We start from the raw sequence: 19597 nt of genomic DNA, 5'->3' as shown, positions 1-19597 counted from the left end.
ACAATATTTATAAAATATTCCCATACCTGAGAATCTTTCCATCTGTTCACGCTTAAATGATCGAGCCAATTCATAATGTATATTTCGGCTAAAAAATACTATAAATAAATACACAAATATTTTTACTAATTAATAATTATTTTTACACTTCCACATCTGCTTTTGACGAAAAATGATTAACCACTAGCCTGCTTTGTCTAAAAAATCAGGTTTGCTGCTGAATGGTCGAATATTAATCCTGCTACCTGTCGAAAGTTAAAAAATGCAAAGTTGAGGCAGGTCTCAAAAAGGCTTCAGTTGCAATGAATTCAACAAGCAGCCTATAAAAACCAAAGCAAAAATAGCCAGCTTTATGAAAATTTCCTAAAGCAAAATACCCATCTTTATCAACTCTTTAAAGTATTCAATATCTAATTAATCATTCCTTCATCAAAGCTGTGATATTACGGAGTGACCCAGAAAAATTGGGGACTGTAGAGTTGCCGCAAATTTTTCATCACCCCTAAGGAAGAGATTGATGTCAGTATTTACCAGCAGAATCGGTGCCCTGTTAGCCCTGTTGTTGTATGGGGGTTCTGTAGGTGCCACATCCACCTCAGCACAGTCAATCATTCCGGCTCCCAATGACACGAATACTCTGGTTAACCAGAATGGAAACCAGATTGACATTAGTGGCGGCACCCTTTCTAGTAATGGCTCGAATCTCTTCCACAGCTTCACTCAGTTTGGGCTGAATCAAAACGAGATAGGCAACTTCCTCTCAAACCCATCCATTCAAAACATCCTGGGTCGTGTCAATGGGGGAAATGCCTCAGTAATTAACGGTCTCATCCAGGTTACGGGTGGGAATTCAAACCTGTTCTTGATGAACCCCGCAGGCATTATCTTTGGCGCAGGAGCCAGCCTAAATGTGCCTGCCTCCTTCACCGCCACCACTGCTAACGGCATTGGCTTTGGGAGCAATTGGTTCAGCGCCACGGGTGCCAACGACTATAACGCTTTAGTGGGTACGCCCAACGGCTTTGCCTTCGCAATGAGTCAGCCGGGAGCGATCGCAAATGCTGGAAACTTGGCAGTCAACGCCGGACAGAATTTAACCTTACTCGGTGGCACCGTAGTCAGTACCGGGCAATTGTCAGCACCGGGAGGTAATATCACGGTGGCAGCAGTGCCTGGTGAGAGCGTAGTACGCATTTCTCAGGCAGGAAGTTTACTGAGTGTAGAAATTCAACCCCTAGCAGCAGCAGGCAATCAACCGAATGACTGGAAGCTTCCGATTGCCTCCTTACCTCAGATGTTGACAGGTGCTGGGGATGTGGGAGCCACGAAAATGACTGTCGCCGCTGACGGCACGGTTTATTTAACAGGTTCCGGCACGGCGATACCCACAGATACAGGTACTGTAATTGCTTCTGGTTCCCTGAATACCTCAAACACTGCCCCAGGACAAACCGGAGGCACCGTCCAAATTGTCGGCAATAAAGTGGGATTGGTGGGTGCCAACATTAATGCTTCCGGCACCCTCGGCGGCGGCACAGTGCGAATTGGCGGCGATTATCAAGGGAAGGGCACCGTACCCAATGCATCTCGCACCTACGTCAGTAGCGACTCTCTGATTGCCGCAGATGCCCTCCTCAACGGCAACGGCGGTAAGGTAATTGTTTGGGCAGATGAGACAACCCGTTTCTACGGCAATATTACAGCCCGTGGCGGCACTCAAGGTGGAAATGGTGGCTTTGTCGAAGTTTCAGGATTTAAATTTCTAGACTTTCAGGGGAATGTTAACACTCTGGCACCAAACGGTAATATCGGAACCTTGTTGCTCGATCCGACAAATATAACCGTTGTGAATGCAGGTTTTGATACTGCTACTTTAGATAAAGTCGATCAGTTTGCTGACGCCGATATCGGCACAAATAGCACAAAATTAAACGTAGCTTTGATCAATGGTGCGACTTCTAATGTCACCTTGCAAGCCAAAAATGATATTACTTTTGATGCGGAAGTCAAGATTACTACTGATAAGGTTGGGTTAACTGCTCAAGCTGGCAACAACATTACAGTTAATAAAAATATTACGACCAACGGTGGTTCAGTCAACCTAAGTGCTAATGATTCAAGTGGCACAGTAACGGGTTCGGGTCAAGTTATTAACAACGCTACCATCAAAACAAATAACGGTAATGTTTTAATTACAGCCACTGATGTTGATCTCAATGATGGCTCGCTGATTAATGCAGGTGCTGGAGATATCACCTTCCAATCAACCCATCCGACTTCCACGATCGGCATAGGAAATGGTGCTACTGGCACATTCAATCTGAACACCAATGAACTGACTAACCGCCTCAATTCCTCCGGTACCGTAACAATTGGTCAACTTGGAGCAACAGGTGCGATTAGCATCGGTTCTAGTGGCGGTTCGGGGACGATTAATCTGAGTAGCGAAGAGTTTAACTTGACCCTGAATGGTGGGGCATTAACCTTCATTGAGGGTCTGATTGTAGATGCTGACAAAACCTTGACCCTCAATACTGGAGCAATAACGAGTGCGGTAACAGGCACAGATATTACTATCGGCGGAACTGGAAAACTAATACTAAATGCAAAAGGATCAGTAGGAGAGGCAACAAATCCCCTCTCTACAAAGATTGAGAAACTGGCAGGAACTTCAGTATCAAATGATGTTTTCCTAACCAATAATGGAACACTTGATCTGGGTAGTTTGGACATCACTGGCAACTTGAGTGTTACTACCACAAGTGGGGATATTACCGACAGCGATACTGTTAAAATAAGCGGCACAGGCAGCTTTAAAACGAGCGAAGCGGATGCTGACATAAACCTGGATCAATTAACACTTACAGGTGCGATCGCGCTCAACACGACAGGAACGGGTGATGTTACCATCAAAAATGCCACAGGAGTTAAGCTGGCAGCTTCCAGCATTGGTGGCAAACTAGAGGTCACTGCCACAACTGGGGATATTAGCAACAGCGCAGCTGTGAGCGTTGGCAGTACGGCTACGCTCACAGCTAAAAATAAAATTGAGCTGAAGGCCAACTTTACTACCAACGGCATGACGACGCTGGACGCTGGCGCAGGTCAGTTTGAGATTGCCTCTGGCGCAACCCTGTCAACAACCAATGGCGACCTTGCTATCACAGCAACTGACTTTGACTTGTTTGGGAAGGTCAACAGCGGCGGTGGCAAAACCAGTTTGGATGCCAAGGACAAAAGCCTTAGCTTGAGCAATGCAGTAAGCAGCGGCGCAACTATCACAGGTGAGCAGCTTGAAAATATTACAGCCAAGAATTTAGCGATCGCTACCAGTGGCAACATCACCGTCAATGGCATCTCAGCCGGCAACAGCAACAACATTGGCCCACTGGCGCTGAATGCTACTGGGGTGAATAGCACAGTCACCTTTGACAAGACCGCCTCCACTTTCAAGGCCTTAAGTGTGGATTCCAAAAATGGCGTCGCAATTAATACAAATATTGCTACTAATACTGGCGATCTAACCATCAAAGGGAATGTGTCGGTGGGTAGCGATGTTTCCCTTACCACAGGTTCTAGTAACGGCAGTATCAGCATTAGTGGCAAGGTTGACGGTGCCCAAGACCTGTCCCTAACCGCAGGCACGGGTAACATTAAGCTTGATGGTGCAGTGGGTAGTGATACCCCGATAGGCAACCTCACTTTCACCAGCGCCAAAGATGTAGAGACAAAAGCGATTGCTGCCGCCAGCATTACCCAAACAGCAGGCACAGGCACCACCACCTTTAATGGAGAATTGAAGACAAATACCGTCACTGGGATTCACTTAAGTGGCACTAAATTTATCTTCAACAGCCCTGTCACAACTACCTCCAATGGCACTGTCACCATTAACAACAGTGGCAATTTGACCGTTGCGGCAAACGCAGACATGAATCTTGCCGGAGGCTTCAGCCAAACTGGGACGGGGGCAGTCTCCACAGCAGGCAACATTACCACTACCAGTAGCAATATCAGCTTCAAAGGTGCTGTTACTCTTACAGATAACGTCAAACTTGACACTGGTGCGGGTGACATTAACTTTTCTCAAACAGTAGTAGGCAGCGGTAAAAACCTAGAACTGATCGCAGGCACGGGTAAGGTGGACTTGGGTGGTGCAGTAGGTAGTAGTGGCACCCCAATTGGCAACTTGACCATTGGCGCTAACACCATCAATCTAGCTCCATCAATCAACGCTGCGGGTGTCACCCTGAAACCCGGTACGTCAGGCAAGACGATTGGTGTAGGAATTGGTGTCGAAGGAATTAACTTCACCCTCGATCAACTGAAAAATATTACAGCTAGTAATTTGATTATCGGGGATGCTACCAATACCACCAGCATCCAGATCGGGACACTTCTCAACCCGCTTACCGAGAATCTCACCTTTATTAGTAAAGGGACTGTAGATATCACTGCACCGCTACCGCTACCGCTATCTGTAATCAATAATTTGACGATTACCAACGGTGGCAAGCTGACAATTGCCCCTAATGCAGACATAAATTTGGGGGGAGCCTTCGTGCAAAATGGCTCCGGATCGGTCGCTACTGCAAGCAATATTACCGCCGAAAAGGGCATCAGCTTTACAAGTGCAGTCACTCTTACTGGAGCGGACATCGCTTTCAAAACGGGTACAGGGACGGGTAATATCACCTTTAATAGCACCCTGAACGGGACAAACCCAGGTGGTCAAAACCTGACTTTAGAGGCAGGGAACGGCACCATCCAATTCAAAAATGCCGTCGGTACTACCACACCTCTCGGCAACCTCACCATCAACAGCGGCAATGTCAACGCCGATGCTGCGATCAACGCCGCTAGCCTTACTCAAAAAGCTGGCAACGGTACTTACAGTGCGATAACTGCCAGCGACATTCAGCTAACTGGTAATATTTTTAACCTCAACGGTGCCATCAATACCACCAGTGGCGGCATCACTATCAATAACAGCCAGAAACTGACGATTGCTGCTGACGCAGACATGAACTTAGGAGGAGCGTTTCAGCAAATGGGGTCTGGAACTGTTTCCACTGCTGGTGATATTCAAGCAGAATCCGGCATCAGCTTTAGTGGAAATGTCACCCTAACCGGAGGTGTCAAACTTAATACTGGAACTGGCTCCGGTGATATTGCTTTCACCGGAGCCATTACAGGCGGTGGCAAAGACTTAGAACTGAGCGCAGGTACGGGAAATATTACGCTGAGCAATGCTTCCGGACTGGGCAATTTTAAAATTAACAGTGCTAGCGACGTACAAGCTGGGGCAATTACAGCAACTAGCATTACTCAGGGAGCTGTCACACCGACGACTGGCACCACCACCTACAGTACGCTGAACGCTGCGGGTGATATTAACCTGAAGGGCAACATTTTTAACCTCAACGATGCTATCAAGACCACGGGTGGGGGCGTTACGATTACTAACAGCGGTTTGCTGACCATTGCACCTGCCGCCGACATGAATTTGGCGGGAAAGTTTGTGCAGAATGGCACGGGTAATGTTGTTACGGGTGGAGATATTACCGCTAGCAGTATTCAGTTTGACCAAGGCGTTAGTTTAACTGATAGCGTCTCTTTTAATACCAGTGGCAGTAATGGCGCGATCGCCTTCAACAGCACAATTGATGGCAAGCACAATCTCACCCTGAAAGCAGGCAGTGGCAGTATCAACTTCAAGGACAACCTTGGCACTGTTACCCCTTTAGGCAACCTGAAAATTGAAAGCGGCAATGTCAACGCCACTGCTGCTATCAACGCCGCTAGCCTGACTCAAAATGCTGGCAGCGGTACTTACAGTCCTATAACGGCCTACAGTATCAATCTAACTGGTAACGTTTTTAACCTCAATGGTGCCATCAATACTGAGAGTGGCGGCATCACTATCAAGAACAGCGGACAACTGACGATTGACCCTGCCGCAGACATGAATCTGGCGGGAGCCTTCTTGCAAAACGGCACGGGTAAAGTGTCTGCGGGTGGAAATATTACCGCTAGCGGCATTCAGTTTAACCAAGGCGTTAGCTTAAGCGATCATGTCAATTTTGATACCAGCGCTAGCAATGGTGCGATCGCTTTCAACAATACAGTTGATGGCAAGCAAAATCTCATCTTAAACGCTGGTAGCGGTGACATCACCTTCAGCAACACCGTAGGCGGTACAACTGCACTCGGAAACTTAGTAGCAAATAGCACCGGAATCACTACCTTTAGCAGCACTGTCAATACTACTAGCCTATCTACCACTGGAGTTGGTGGGGCAACCAAGCTCAACGGCAACGTGACCACTGCTAATAGTCAAAGCTATGGGAATAATGTCCTGTTGACCGGGGATATCATCCTAAAGGGGGATGAAATTGACTTTTTGGGTGGAACGGATTCGGTTGCTGGCACGGGAAATCTGACACTTCAGACAGCAACGGTGGGGAAAGCGATCGCAATTGGTTTCGATCAAGATGCTTCTCTAAATATCAACGATACCGACCTAGCTGCTTTACATGACGGATTTAGCAGCATCACCATTGGCAATGCCAGCGGAAGCCAAGACATCATTGTAGATTCGGCAACCTTCAAAGATGCTGTAACCATTCAAGCGGGCACAGGGGCGCTGACGGTGCAAGGAACATCGCCGGGAATAACAAGTAATGCATCGATTCATCTCATCGGCGGTGCAACGACTCTTAATTCAGGCATTAGTACCACAGACGGAGGCAATCTTACCCTCACCAACAGTGATGTGCTGAAGATTGCTTCGGGTACAAAGATGACCTTAAGCGGAGCCTTTGTGCAAAATGGCACGGGTAGCGTTTCCACCGCAGGAAATATCACTGCTAGCAGCATTCAATTTAACCAAGGCGTAAATCTTACAGGTTCTATCTCCCTACAAACGGGTGCAGGCGATATTAGCTTTGGCAACACCTTGAATGGCAGTCACGACCTAACTTTGACTGCCGGTACTGGCAACATCAATTTTACAGATGCGGTCGGAGGTAGCAGCAAATTCGGTTCTGTAACCATTAACAGTGCCCAAAACGTTGTTTTCAAAAACCCAGTTACCACGACGAATAATGGTGGCGTCAGTATCAACAATACTGGAACGCTGACAATTGATGCTGCCGCAGATATGAACCTCGATGGAGCCTTCAGTCAAGGTGGCACGGGAGGAGTCATTACCGCTGGGGATATTACTACCACCAACGACACTATTAGCTTCAGCGGTGCGGTGAACCTAACCGGCGCAGTCTCTCTCAACACAGGTGCGGGAGTAGGTGATATCAGCTTCGGCAACACTGTCAATGGAAGTCAGAATCTGAATCTAGCAGCAGGTACTGGCAACGTTATCTTTAATAATTGGGTGGGAAAAAGCGCTGCACTCAGCAATTTGACTGTGAGTAATGCAGCATTGGTCGCATTTAAAAGCACTGCCAATCTGACCGGAAATCTCAATTTGACAGCTGCTGAAATTAACTTTGACGGGGGAGACAATACAATCGTTGGCGGCGGTACCGTTCAGCTTCAGCCTGCAAAACCCAATCAAGCGATCGCAATTGGCGGATTTGAAGAAACACCGGCGCTGGATATCACCCAAAAAGATATTAATGCCTTGGGTGGCTTTAAGCCCATCATCATTGGTAGTGACAGCGGAACTGGGACGATTGATGTCAATGCTGTCACCTTCGACGATCCGGTGAAAATTCAGTCTCCGAATGGCACGATTAACGTCAACGGGACAATTCAGGGAGTGGATGATGCCGCGATCGCTCTCAACGGTGCAACAACCAACTTGGGGGCAAACATTTCCACCCAGGGGCAAGACATTACCCTCGGTCAACTCGGCAAAACTGTGGAGCTTCAGACCGATATTGCACTTGCAAGCGGCGGTGGTAACATCATCTTTGAAGGCAATGTTAGCGCTCAACAACCACCTAATAACAAGCAGGGACAGGGACTGACGCTCAATCCGGGTGCAGGTCAAGCAATTTTTAAAGGGAACGTCGGTAGTCCGTATCTTTTGAAGTATTTGACTATCAATAATGACTTGGGCGTTGTGATTATCGGTGGCGAAAATGCAACCTTAAAAGGCAACAGCGCCGATGTATACCAGGAACTGACTGTCAACGCCAAGCAGACATTCTTATCAGGTATCATTACAACTTTGGAAGGCAACATCATTTTTAACGGTGATGTCACCCTGATGGATGATACTTTCCTGAATACAGGTGCTTTGGGTGCGGGTAACATTTCTTTCAATGGCACTCTGGATAGCGAAAAGGGCGAATATAATGACCTAAAGATGATCGCAGGCACCGGCAACATCTTCTTCGGCAAAACGGTGGGTGCGGGAGAAGGTAAAGGGTTAGGCGCAATCTTAATTGAGAATGCTACCGATGTGACCGCCCTTTCGACAATTGTTGCAGACAGTCTGACGCAATTATCTGGTAGCACTACGACGCTGGCGGGTGACATGACGACAACTAAGCCAGCTGGTGTAAATATTACCGCCAATAATATTCAGGCGGGAGGCAGTCTCAACACTAATGGTGGCAAGGTAAATCTAAATGGTAATGGCGGAGTCAGCGCTAGCAATATTACTTCCAAAGGTGGGGAAATTAACCTCAATAGCGCTCAAGGTGCGATCGCTAGTAATGGCACTTTAGATTCATCTGGCGGCAAGGTTAATCTCACCGCCAATCAAGGCGTTACCGCAGCCAATATTACTTCCAAAGGTGGGGAAATTAGCCTCAATAGCACTCAAGGTGCGATCGCTAGTAATGGCACTTTAGATTCATCCGGTGGCAAGGTTAATCTCACTGCCAATCAAGGCGTCACCGCAGCTAATATTACTTCCAAAGGTGGGGAAATTAGCCTCAATAGCACTCAAGGTGCGATCGCTAGTAATGGCACTTTAGATTCATCCGGTGGCAAGGTTAATCTCACTGCCAATCAAGGCGTCACCGCAGCTAATATTACTTCCAAAGGTGGGGAAATTGCTCTAAATAGTAGCTCTGGCGCGATCGCTAGTAACGGCACTTTAGATTCATCCGGCGGCAACGTTAATCTAAATGGTAAGACTGGCGTCACCGCAGCGAATATCACTTCTAAAGGTGGGGAAATTGCTCTAAATAGTAGCTCTGGCGCGATCGCTAGTAACGGCACTTTAGATTCATCCGGTGGCAAGGTTAATCTCACCGCCAATCAAAAAATCACCACTAACAATATCAGCTCTAAGGGTGGGGGAATTAGCCTTACCAGCGACACGGGAGCCATTAATACCGCAGCCTTGGACTCCTCTTCTGCAACGGGTGCTGGCGGCGCGATCGCTCTCAATAGCAAACAAGGCGCGATACAAACGGGAAGTTTGATATCCAAAGGCGATACGGATTCTGGGGGAATTACAGTTATCGCCAATGACAGCATCACGACTCTGGATCTAGACGCAACAGCGACTAAAGGTGCTGGAAATGCGATCGCGCTTACCAGCCAAAACGCAGCCGTACAGACGGGAAATGTGAAAACTTCCGGTTCTCCCATCACCGTCTCCGCTCAAGACAACATCACTGCTGGCAATATCGACTCTGCTTCCGAACAAGGCAAAGGCGGCGCGATCGCACTTACTAGCAAAAACGGAGCCATTACCGCTGCAAATTTGACCTCCAAAGGTACAACCGGCGGGGGTGCCGTCACCGTTGCGGCTCCAGGTAGCATCACCACGGCAAATATTGACACATCTTCTACCAATGGCACCGGCGGCGCGATTCGCCTAACGGCGATAGCTCCGCTTCACGCTCTCCTAAGCGATGCAGCAGCCATTCAAAGCGGCAATTTGCTCTCCCAAGGAACAGCAGGCGGTGGGGATATTGAAGTTTCCGCTCAAGGCATCATCACTGCTGGAGTTATCGACTCTAGTTCCAGCTTCGGGAAAGGTGGAAATGTCACCTTGGCGAACCCGCTGATCGAACTCAACAAAAAGCCAATTGATGACATTCAAGTTGTCTCCATCAATGCCCAAAGTGGAGGGAGCGCCTTCGGAGGCGTTGTTAAAATTACAACCGATCGGTTCTTCCGCGCTACAGGCACTTTCACCGATTCCAAAAACCCATTTGCGACCAGCATTTCCACAATTGGAGGCGCTGGGGACGGCGCGATTATGATTTCCCACGGAGGCGGTTCCTCCTTTACTCCCTTCGTGGTAGGAGATGCGACAGAAAACGGGACGGCTGGCGCTCTCACCACCGGAACCGGGTTCCTGAGTACGATTTTGCCCTCTAAAGAATTTCCTGGCCCTTACCGCCAAGGCAATATTCAAATTACTCCCCGCCGTCCGGGAGACAACCTGCTTCCCTACTTCGGCGCGATGCCTCTGAATACGCCTACTAGCGTCTCTGACGTAACGGTTGATACTACGAGCGACCTGGATAGCACAATCACCTCTAAATTTGACCAACATCTGGGGCAAACGGGAAATATCACCAATCCGAAAGCAGCCGCCAACCTATTGAGCCAAATCGAGAAGCAGACGAGCATCAAATCAGCATTTGTTTATGCAGTCTTTGCACCGGATCAAGTTTCTAGTAGCCAAAAAACTCAAATTAACAAAGACGATGAGCGACTAGAGCTAATTTTGGTAACAGGAGAGGGGAAAACCAAACGGGTGCGCGTACCTGGCAGTAAGCGAGGAACGCTTGGCGCATCCGCTTCGCGATCGCAAATCCTGAAAGTCGCTGGAAAGTTGCGAAACGCCATTACCAATAAAAATAAACTGAATGACGACTATCGTGCCCCCGCCGAACAACTGTATCAGTGGCTAATTGCACCCATTAAGGACGAATTAGAAGCCCAAGGTATCCAGAATCTAGTCTTCATTATGGATGCAGGCTTGCGATCGCTTCCTATCGCCGCCCTCCACGACGGTCAACAGTTTTTAATCGAGAAATATAGCATCGGTCTAATGCCCAGCCTCAGCCTCACCGATACCCGCTACGCTAGTATTAAAAACGCCAAAGTCCTGGCAATGGGTGCCGACCGCTTTACCAACAAAACGCAAAATCCCTTGCCTGCTGTGCCGGTAGAATTGTCGATGATTACTTCTAAACTATGGCAGGGTAAATCCTTCCTCAACGAAGCTTTCACTCTCAAGAATTTAAAAGCACAACGCACTTCTACACCCTACGAAATTATCCACCTCGCAACTCATGCAGAATTTAAGTCAGGGGCACTCGGCAACTCCTATATTCAGCTGTGGGACACTCAATTGAGATTGGATCAAGTGCGTCAGTTGGGCTGGAATAAACCAGCGGTAGAGTTATTAGTGCTGAGTGCCTGTCGTTCCGCACTGGGAAATGAAGAAGCCGAGTTGGGCTTTGCCGGGTTTGCCGTGCAAGCAGGCGTGAAGTCAGCGCTGGCAAGTCTTTGGTACGTCAGCGATGAAGGCACATTGGGGCTAATGACAGATTTCTACAAAGAATTGAAAAAAGCCCCTATCAAGGCAGAAGCTTTGCGACAGGCACAGCTAGCAATGTTAAAGGGAAAGGTGCGATTAGAAGGGGGAAAACTGCATACTTCTGATGGCAATATGCCTCTACCTTCCTCTCTTGCATCAATCGGAGATAAAGACCTAAAGCATCCTTATTTCTGGTCAGCTTTCACAATGATTGGTAGTCCTTGGTAGAAGGTCAATGCATAAAAAAAACGTTGACTACAAATACTTCTTCAACAGCAACTCCATTTTCTCCTTCGTTGCTGCCGGAACGTTCTCCAGCCGCGTGAGTATCGCATATTTTAAGGCAGAGTGAGCATCAGAAACTGGCGGATTTTCACTCAGACGCCGGACAGTTTCTTGAATCACCTTTTGAGCATTGGTTGCATTGCGTTGCAGATTGGCAATCACCATTTCTACCGTTACGCTATCGTGATCGGGGTGCCAACAATCGTAATCGGTTACTAATGCTAAGGTTGCATAAGCAATTTCTGCTTCTCTGGCTAACTTCGCCTCTGGTAAATTAGTCATGCCAATAATTGTGGCACCCCAACTGCGGTAAAGATGGGATTCAGCTTTTGTAGAAAATGCTGGCCCTTCCATACAAACATAAGTGCCACCGCGATGGAGCGTGACATCGGGTAAGTTTAAAGATGCGATCGCATCTGCTACAACTCCAGCCAATTGATTGCACACGGGATCGGCAAACGCAATATGAGCCACAATCCCTTCCCCAAAAAAGGTAGAAACTCGATTCTTGGTGCGGTCAATAAATTGATCCGGCACTACCATATCTAAAGGTTTCGCTTCTTCTTTGAGAGAACCTACCGCCGATGCAGAGATCAGGTACTCGACGCCTAGCTGCTTCATGGCGTAGATATTGGCTCGAAACGGCAACTCAGAAGGCAACAGCGTGTGATTGCGACCGTGACGTGCCAGGAAAGCCACCCGCGTTCCTTCCAAAGTTCCCAATATCAAGGCATCAGAGGGGAAGCCAAAAGGCGTGGAGATTTGCATCTCTTCCACATCTTTGAGAGCCTCCATCTTGTAGAGACCGCTGCCACCAATAATCCCAATCCGAGCCTGAGTCATTTTTTTGCCTTCTTGCTACAACGCCACGCTATTTTACGGGATATTTGGGAGTGTTTGGATAGGCAGCCGGATTTGTATCCGATTTGTCAATGATGAGAATCACCAAATTATGAAGGAATTGTTACATTCTCTGGAAGATAGCGATCGCGCAGGATTGTAAAGAAATATTACAATATCTTTATATGTCCTCAAAATCTCGTTCAGCAGGATTCGCAGCAGTATTACATAAAGTTGCTAGAGAACAATGCCAGCTTCAGCTAGTTTACCCACAATCCCCGTTCAACAAATTGTTGAGCGAATCTTTGTCTTTCGCCAAATTTCTCGTACCGATCAACGTCTATTGATGTCAACATTCCTATCGCAGGAAACCCTAAGTGAAGCAGAACACCTGCTAATTAATCGGGTGTTTGATGCACTGAAGCAAGGATTGCTGAAAGTAGTGGATTAATTAAGAAGGGTTGACTTTTGACTTTATTTATATCAACTCGCTCAAAGTAGCAAGCTTGCGGGGTGGGTAGTATTTAAAAAATTTAAATAAATATCAACAAATCTGTTATTTGGAATCGAGTCAGTTAAGGTGAGACTGAGTTTACATCAGTGCAGACATACTTATCAATAAACATGAGCAATTCGAGAAATTCTCTGACAGCGATCGCACTGCTATGTTTCTATACCACTGGCTTGCAGCTAATCGCCCAAACAAAGGCAAATGCATCTACACCAACGTTACAGGCTCAATCGAGACCTGCACAAAACCAAGGCGTATGTTCATTTATTAATGGAAATAATGTCAATATCCGCAGTGCCCCCAGTACTCAATCCAATGTAGTCGCTAAACTCAATAGAGGCGATACAGTTCGGGCAGTGCGAAAACAGGGTAGCTGGGTTCAAATCTCTGGAAGAGTAACCTCACAACCCGGAGTGACTCCGGAGGTGGTTAAACCTCTGAAGGGTTGGGTTCTCAATACTTATATCAATGGATGCTCGGAAGATCAATTCGATCGATGGCGGACATAAAAAATACCACTTAATTCTCCGTTCTATTGAATTAAACTAATATGGGATAGTGCTAAAAAAGTAATGATGAATTAATTTTTTAGCACTACCCCATACACTAATATTCTTTAGCGTTGGCAAAACTTTTCGCTCTACTGGAAACAGTTTGATTCAAACCTTGGATATAGGTTTTTGTTGTGGAAGCGAATTTCTCAATTTAAAGCGCACTGGCATTTTATCAGACGGATAAATTAACAGGTTTTGCTGTAATTGTTCCAGAGAAGAACGGCCCTTAACTAACTCCCAGTCAAAGTTGCGGAGCAATAATGCTAGCATCATCGTTCCTTCGAGCATGGATAAATGCTCCCCCAAGCAACGATGAGGTCCTGAGCCAAAGTCTATCATTGGCAGCGAACTATTTTCCTTACTTTTATCTAACCAACGTTCTGGCAGAAATTCCTCTGGATTAGCATAGATTTCTGGATCTCTTCCCGCAGCAAGCATTGACCAGGATATTTTTGTACCGCGAGGAATCACTTTACCCTCAATGAGGGTGTCGCGTTGAGCCTCCAATGAAGTCGAGCCTGAGGCTACGGAATAAAGGCGCAAGGTCTCCTTAATAATTGCGCTAATATAAGCCAATTCCTTGAGGCTTTCGGTATTTATCAAGCCTTTGCTTTGCCAAACTTGGTCAACGATGTCTTGTGCTTGCTGAAAAACCCTTTTATTGAAGCTCAACTCTCCTACTGCAAAGGATAAAGTATGGGCTGTTGTATCAGTACCAGCGATTAAGAGTTCAACACATTCTGCTATTAATGTGTCGCGATTGTATTTTGGTTCTTTGGCAGCGATTTTGACTAACATTGATTCGGAGAACCAAGAACTTACCTGTGGTAAATCGGTCTTGTTTTGTTCTCTAAACCGTAAAGCTAAGTCTACACGGGGAGTTAAGAATTCCTCTAAATATCGCCTTGCTGCCCAATAATCTTGTGAATTTTTAGAGGGCAAATATTTCATCCATATCTTCTCGCCAGTAGCTTGTCGTAGGAACCGATAGCCTACAACAGACATCGCTTCGTACACTTTGGAAACTTCCAGGGGCGGTCCTTCAGGAGTAGCGCTCTTTCTATCCACTGGAATTCCCAGCACTAGACAAGAAATCACTCTCATTGTAAGTTCTACAAACAGAGGATCTACCTGAACTTCTTTTGATGGCGGTACTTCCTTCAATGTAGCAATTACTTGCTCGCAAGCCTCGCTAATAATTTCTGCATATTTCGTGAGGCTGGTAGAACTGAATTCGGGATTCCAAGCTTTGCGTCGCCACTGCCACTCAGCCCCAGTTTCTCCTAATAGAATCGGACCACTGACATCGTTCCAAGCTTTGCGTAATTGCTCCGACCTGATTAAGCTACCATCTTTCATCCCATTGACAATGGTATCTTCGATAACTTTTGCTTTACTTAAAATAACAGCAGGCTGATTGACCTTCCATATAACATACATTGGGCCTAGCTCTTGACTCCAATCAAACATTTGCTGGAATAATTTCTTCTGTTTCACTGCTGCTAATAGTTGAGGAAGATTTCCTAACAGCCAGTGTTGAGGAGGTGAAGGGAGCGATCGCAGCGATTTGTATGTGTTATTTTGTTTCCACCAGCGCCACCCAATTATTCCCGCTATGCTAGTAATGCCTAAGACTGTGGCTAAATATGGAAGTGAGTCGAAATAAGCAATCTCAGTAGTAATGTCTTGAAGCATGAATCCGCCTTTGTCCACAAAAAACTACAGATTACCCAGATACTAACTTAACGTGAGTTCGACGGTTAGAGAAAGGCAAAAAACTTGACAGATATGAAGCGCGGGAAACTGGGCAGATATCGGCGATTGCGCTCGATTGATTTGGGACTTCCCAACAATAAATTAATCAATAAAAACCAAAGAATCCATGCTTAAACAATAGCGATCGCTCAAAGCAGGGAGTTATGAAGAACAAATAATCAATGTACCCCGCTCCAAGTCAAAAACATCACAAGACAGGCATGGTATGGAGTGAATTATATTGGGCTAACAAAGTAACTATGCCAGGTTTGCACCAGTTTCTGAGCCGCTATCGTTCCTTCCAAAGGGAAACATGAAAGAAATTCTTTATCGGTAGTGGAATCGTAAGGCCCTTCTTTAACTTCAAAAATTACAGTATTTGGCAATAAAGCGATTAGTGTATGGTAAGTTCCTTCCAGTAATTCAATCCCAGAAGTTTTTCCATCGGCACTAATCTGTTCTTGGTGAATAATTGCGCCTTGCTCGTTAAATAAAAGCATTCCTACAGCTCCCTGCAAAATCAGGCACAGCTCGAATCCATTGAGACCTACCCGTTTATGGCGATGGGGGCGCACATAAGTCCCTGGTTGTAGACAAATCAGGGATCGCTGAACTTTTTCTTCTAAGGTGTGGAAGTTGTAGCTTTGTCGTAAGCGATCGCTACTGGATGCTTGTTGGGCTACTGTGTCTATTAAATTTTGGTCGAGACGTTTAAACATTTTTTTCCAAGGAAGTTTCTGACCAGACTTAGAAGTCTGGTCAGAAGGTAGGGTAAAAATATTTCCGAGCAACTAGACACTTAATATTACTGAAGATGGAATATTGCCCACCATTGAAGGTGATAAATACTCCAGATACCACTCAATTGTTTCAGCTAGTCCTTTATCAAAAGAATATCGGGGACTCCACCCAAGCATTTTTTGCGCCTTTTCTGCCGATACCTGCTGGTGCCAAATTTCCCCGTGGCTTTGATTCATAATTACAGGCTCTATGTGTTCGCAATTCATCAGTTGCTGGAGCTTTTGCACTATTTCTAGCACCGTCCAACTACCACCCATTGCGAAGTTGAAAGCCTCTCCATGAACTTCTGGACGAGCTAGCCCTTCAAACATTGCAATATAGGCATAGGCTGCATCTTTGACATATAAAAAGTCCCGCATAAAATTCCCTATTTCGGGCATACGAACCAGAGGGCTTTCATTGCTCAGTAGCCGTCGAATCGTATTTGGGATCAGTCGGCTCCAGTTTAAATCCCCACCGCCGTAGATATTACCAAACCGCCCTATAGCCACAGGCAATCCGTAGCTGTGATAGTAGCTTCGAGCAATTAGGTCAGCGCAGCTTTTAGAGACATCGTAAGGATGTCTGCCCAGCGTTGGCATATCTTCTGTATAGGGTAAGACGGGACTATCACCGTAGGCTTTGTCACTCGATGCCACTATCACCCGCCGCACTAAATCTGAACGGACGCGACAGGCTTCCAATATGTTGTATGTGCCACGAATGTTTATCTCAAATGCCAGTCGAGGTTTCTCAAACGCCAAACCTTCTACCGACACTGCTGCTAAGTGAAACACTGTATCAATGCCGTGGTCGCCAATCACCTTTTCAAGTAAATCGTAATCTTCGATTGACCCGACAACGTTTTTGACACGATGAACGATTCCGCTACGCACAAAATGACTGTCCGGGTTCCAGTCAGCCAGTATAGTCGTCACCATCGCGCCCTGCTCTAATAAGCACTCAGTCAACCAAGAACCCATAAAACCGGAAGCTCCGGTTACTAACACTCGATGACCGCGCAGAATATCAATCACTGATGCACCTAAATTTAGAACTAAACCTGCACTAATATACAGTTTGCACATCTATCTAAAGTGTGATGCACACTACTTTTTCGCGAGAGAATTAGTTTTTTATGGATTTTGCGATCGCCCTGATGAGCGCACTGATGAGATGAGCCATAGGCGAACAAAAACTTTAACCAGAAATTGCAGAATTTCTTGAAAGCTGCTTAAAATCTTAGTTTTTGAAGGCTTCGGAGTTTCCATCTTCCCTTGCCAATAGCCAAAAGCTGCTCTAAGTCATCCCACCATCAATTAGGTTGCACAAGTAAAAAATGTAATCCCGACCCTGCTGATGCTGTTTATATAAGCTTGAGCCTTTGCACAAAACAAAGGCATCTGTTCATTGTATTAACGACAATAATCTCAATATCCGAAAAAGACCCAGCACTACATCGCAAGCGATCGCCAAACTCAATAGAAGCGATATTGTTCAGGCGGTGCGAAGACAAGGTAACTAGGTTCAAATCTCTGAAAGCGTAAAATCACAACCTGGAGCGACACCGGAGGTGGTTAAACCTCTCAAGGGTTGGGTACTCAAATACTGATATTAATAGATACTCAGAAGATAAATTTAATTGATGGCGAAAATAGGGAAGCCGCTCGTTTTAAATCTATTGGACTTCCCCAATTCTCCGTAAAATCCTAAGCGCTAATCAGCACCATCTAGTCCCAACGAGGAATATCGGCATCTTCCCCACCAATACCGATTCCGGTGTTAAATATTTCAGCATCCGTGAGAATCAGGTCATCCATTGATGCCCCATACACATTAGCGTCATAAATTTTAGCGTTCGTAAAATTCACGGCGTTGAGATTGGCTTGCTGAAAATTGGCATTCGTTACAAAAGCTGATGTTAAATTAGCTGCTGTCAAGTTTGCCTTCGTCAGATCGGCACCTTCGAGGTTTGCATTCGTCAGGTTAGCGCCTTGCAAATTGGCTTCTCTCAAGTCCGCACCAATCAAATGTGCGCCGCTGAGATTGGCTCCTGATAAATCGCACCGAACACATTCCCTCGTTGACAATAGCTGTTTTACGTGTAGCGGATTCTCCGCTTTCACTGGCATAGTTAAAAATAGTGGAGCGAGTAATGTTAGTGTCGCGAATAGCTTGAGTTTCATAATACTCCCCCTTTATCAAAAAGGTTGTTCCGTTTTCTTCCTCACACCTTTATTATCTCACTAAGATTCTGTGGTAGACATTGATTGATGCCACATATAACTTGTGATAGAGAACATAGGATTTAATCACTCGTTAGCAGGATTGCGATAGTGCTTAATTGGGATAAGATGCGATGAATTTCTACCGCTCTTGCATCTTCAATCTGGGTTGAGTGTACCGGGTGCAAGGCGCGATCGCATTAAATCGCATCAATCTGCTTTTAATCTATCTTTTGGTAGAGAAAGAACCTCAATCCTCTCCTCGTAACAGCCAAAAGCCGCTATACGTCATCCCCGACTCATCCGGTTGCACCAGCAAAAAGTGCAATCCGCGACTCTGCTGCTGGCGCTGTTGATAAGCTTTAGCTGCTGCCGTAACTTCTTTATCCTCAAAAGTGGCAACAATCCAGCGGTCAACCAATCCCGCTTCTAATATCAACCCATCCGGCGCACCCGCAATGTAATTAAGAGACACGGGACGCGCTTCTTGTAGCCAACGCGCCAAACGCATCGATTGCCGCCCACCGTAAATAACCACACCGGGGACTGGCACCGTAGACGCTAAACCCAGATTAATCGGCAAGAGAAATTCTGGCATCTCCAGAATCGGAATCGGGCGTTCTGCAAAAGCCTCCACCACAGCAACCGCCGGAAGCGTGGCAAATCGCCATTGTTCTCCCCAAAGGTTTTCTGGCAATGGGACTGGCGGCGGTTTGTCCAGCGATGGGAGTTCGCCAGTGTAGGTATAGTTATCGAGATTGGGATATAGTTTCGCCTTCTGTTGCAAATATTCCTTCAGCGCCCCAGTGCGTCGAGTCGCTTCCACCTGAATACCCAGTTGTTGCGCCGCTGCCTGAATCAAACTCAAGGACTGGGGACGAAACACTTGGATGAGATGCGGCAGATTTCCACCCGCTGCTTGCTGCAACTGAGAAACCAGCCAGCTAGCATTCGCTTCAGATTGAGGACAAAAAGCGTCATAACTAAAGCTGCGTGTGGCGTCGCAAAGCAACAATTCCCACAACACCTGCCCTTTTTCATCTTTGAGAGGACGCCGATAAAAATCAGCTTGCCAAACCCGATTCATCTGTTCTCTGTTCCTTTGCGTCCTTTGCTTCTTTGCGGTTTGCTTCTTTGCGGTTCAAAAAAAAGCAGGTGGGCACTGCCC

General features: G+C 46.5%; 10 protein-coding genes. 4 read left to right on the top strand and 6 right to left on the bottom strand.

Going from position 1 to position 19597, the window contains the following annotated elements; all coding sequences use genetic code 11:
• Positions 1-517: 517 nt before the first annotated feature.
• Complete coding sequence (locus NC997_RS20950) at positions 518-11707, top strand: CHAT domain-containing protein (protein ID WP_190525563.1); 11190 nt, start codon at positions 518-520, stop codon at positions 11705-11707.
• A 27-nt stretch (positions 11708-11734) separates the two neighbouring features.
• Here the strand turns inward: NC997_RS20950 and NC997_RS20945 are convergent, their stop codons facing one another.
• On the bottom strand, positions 11735-12607 hold the full coding sequence (locus NC997_RS20945) for an S-methyl-5'-thioadenosine phosphorylase (protein ID WP_190525562.1): 873 nt from the start codon (positions 12605-12607) through the stop codon (positions 11735-11737).
• 4 nt (positions 12608-12611) lie between these two features.
• On the opposite strand from NC997_RS20945, the gene NC997_RS20940 reads away from it, so the two are divergent.
• From NC997_RS20940 to NC997_RS20930, 3 genes are all read left to right on the top strand, one after another.
• A complete protein-coding gene (locus NC997_RS20940; protein WP_190525561.1) occupies positions 12612-12767 on the top strand; it encodes a hypothetical protein in 156 nt (51 codons plus the stop codon).
• Positions 12768-12851: 84 nt separating this feature from the next.
• Entirely contained in the window at positions 12852-13055 is a 204-nt protein-coding gene (locus tag NC997_RS20935; RefSeq protein WP_190525560.1) for a hypothetical protein, read from the top strand.
• A 173-nt stretch (positions 13056-13228) separates the two neighbouring features.
• A complete protein-coding gene (locus tag NC997_RS20930; protein ID WP_190525559.1) occupies positions 13229-13624 on the top strand; it encodes an SH3 domain-containing protein in 396 nt (131 codons plus the stop codon).
• A gap of 150 nt (positions 13625-13774) precedes the next feature.
• On the opposite strand, the gene NC997_RS20925 is transcribed toward NC997_RS20930, so the two are convergent.
• The 5 genes from NC997_RS20925 to NC997_RS20905 all read right to left on the bottom strand — a co-directional run bounded on the left by NC997_RS20925 (position 13775) and on the right by NC997_RS20905 (position 19516).
• Positions 13775-15364 carry a cytochrome P450 gene (locus NC997_RS20925; RefSeq protein ID WP_190525558.1) on the bottom strand — a complete coding sequence of 530 codons (1590 nt, stop codon included), beginning with the start codon at positions 15362-15364 and terminating at the stop codon, positions 13775-13777.
• A gap of 296 nt (positions 15365-15660) precedes the next feature.
• Positions 15661-16143 carry a WbuC family cupin fold metalloprotein gene (locus tag NC997_RS20920; protein WP_190525557.1) on the bottom strand — a complete coding sequence of 161 codons (483 nt, stop codon included), beginning with the start codon at positions 16141-16143 and terminating at the stop codon, positions 15661-15663.
• A 72-nt stretch (positions 16144-16215) separates the two neighbouring features.
• Entirely contained in the window at positions 16216-17292 is a 1077-nt protein-coding gene (locus NC997_RS20915) for a GDP-mannose 4,6-dehydratase (protein ID WP_190525556.1), read from the bottom strand.
• A 642-nt stretch (positions 17293-17934) separates the two neighbouring features.
• Entirely contained in the window at positions 17935-18390 is a 456-nt protein-coding gene (locus NC997_RS20910) for a pentapeptide repeat-containing protein (RefSeq protein WP_190432405.1), read from the bottom strand.
• Between the two features lie 289 nt (positions 18391-18679).
• On the bottom strand, positions 18680-19516 hold the full coding sequence (locus NC997_RS20905) for a Tab2/Atab2 family RNA-binding protein (RefSeq protein WP_190525555.1): 837 nt from the start codon (positions 19514-19516) through the stop codon (positions 18680-18682).
• Between the last annotated feature and the right edge of the window lie 81 nt (positions 19517-19597).

The organism is Trichocoleus sp. DQ-A2, assembly GCF_039961915.1.
In the GTDB taxonomy this organism is placed as follows: Bacteria; Cyanobacteriota; Cyanobacteriia; order Cyanobacteriales; family FACHB-T130; genus FACHB-T130.
The sequence above is the reverse complement of the archived record's forward strand: the minus strand, read 5'-3'. Positions and strand labels throughout refer to the sequence as shown.

Coding starts and splice junctions, on each gene's coding strand:
- NC997_RS20950 (WP_190525563.1), top strand. CDS start 518: ATGTCAGTATTTACCAGCAGAATCGGTGCCCTGTTAGCCCTGTTGTTG.
- NC997_RS20945 (WP_190525562.1), bottom strand. CDS start 12,607: ATGACTCAGGCTCGGATTGGGATTATTGGTGGCAGCGGTCTCTACAAG.
- NC997_RS20935 (WP_190525560.1), top strand. CDS start 12,852: ATGCCAGCTTCAGCTAGTTTACCCACAATCCCCGTTCAACAAATTGTT.
- NC997_RS20930 (WP_190525559.1), top strand. CDS start 13,229: ATGAGCAATTCGAGAAATTCTCTGACAGCGATCGCACTGCTATGTTTC.
- NC997_RS20925 (WP_190525558.1), bottom strand. CDS start 15,364: ATGCTTCAAGACATTACTACTGAGATTGCTTATTTCGACTCACTTCCA.
- NC997_RS20920 (WP_190525557.1), bottom strand. CDS start 16,143: ATGTTTAAACGTCTCGACCAAAATTTAATAGACACAGTAGCCCAACAA.
- NC997_RS20915 (WP_190525556.1), bottom strand. CDS start 17,292: ATGTGCAAACTGTATATTAGTGCAGGTTTAGTTCTAAATTTAGGTGCA.
- NC997_RS20910 (WP_190432405.1), bottom strand. CDS start 18,390: ATGAAACTCAAGCTATTCGCGACACTAACATTACTCGCTCCACTATTT.
- NC997_RS20905 (WP_190525555.1), bottom strand. CDS start 19,516: ATGAATCGGGTTTGGCAAGCTGATTTTTATCGGCGTCCTCTCAAAGAT.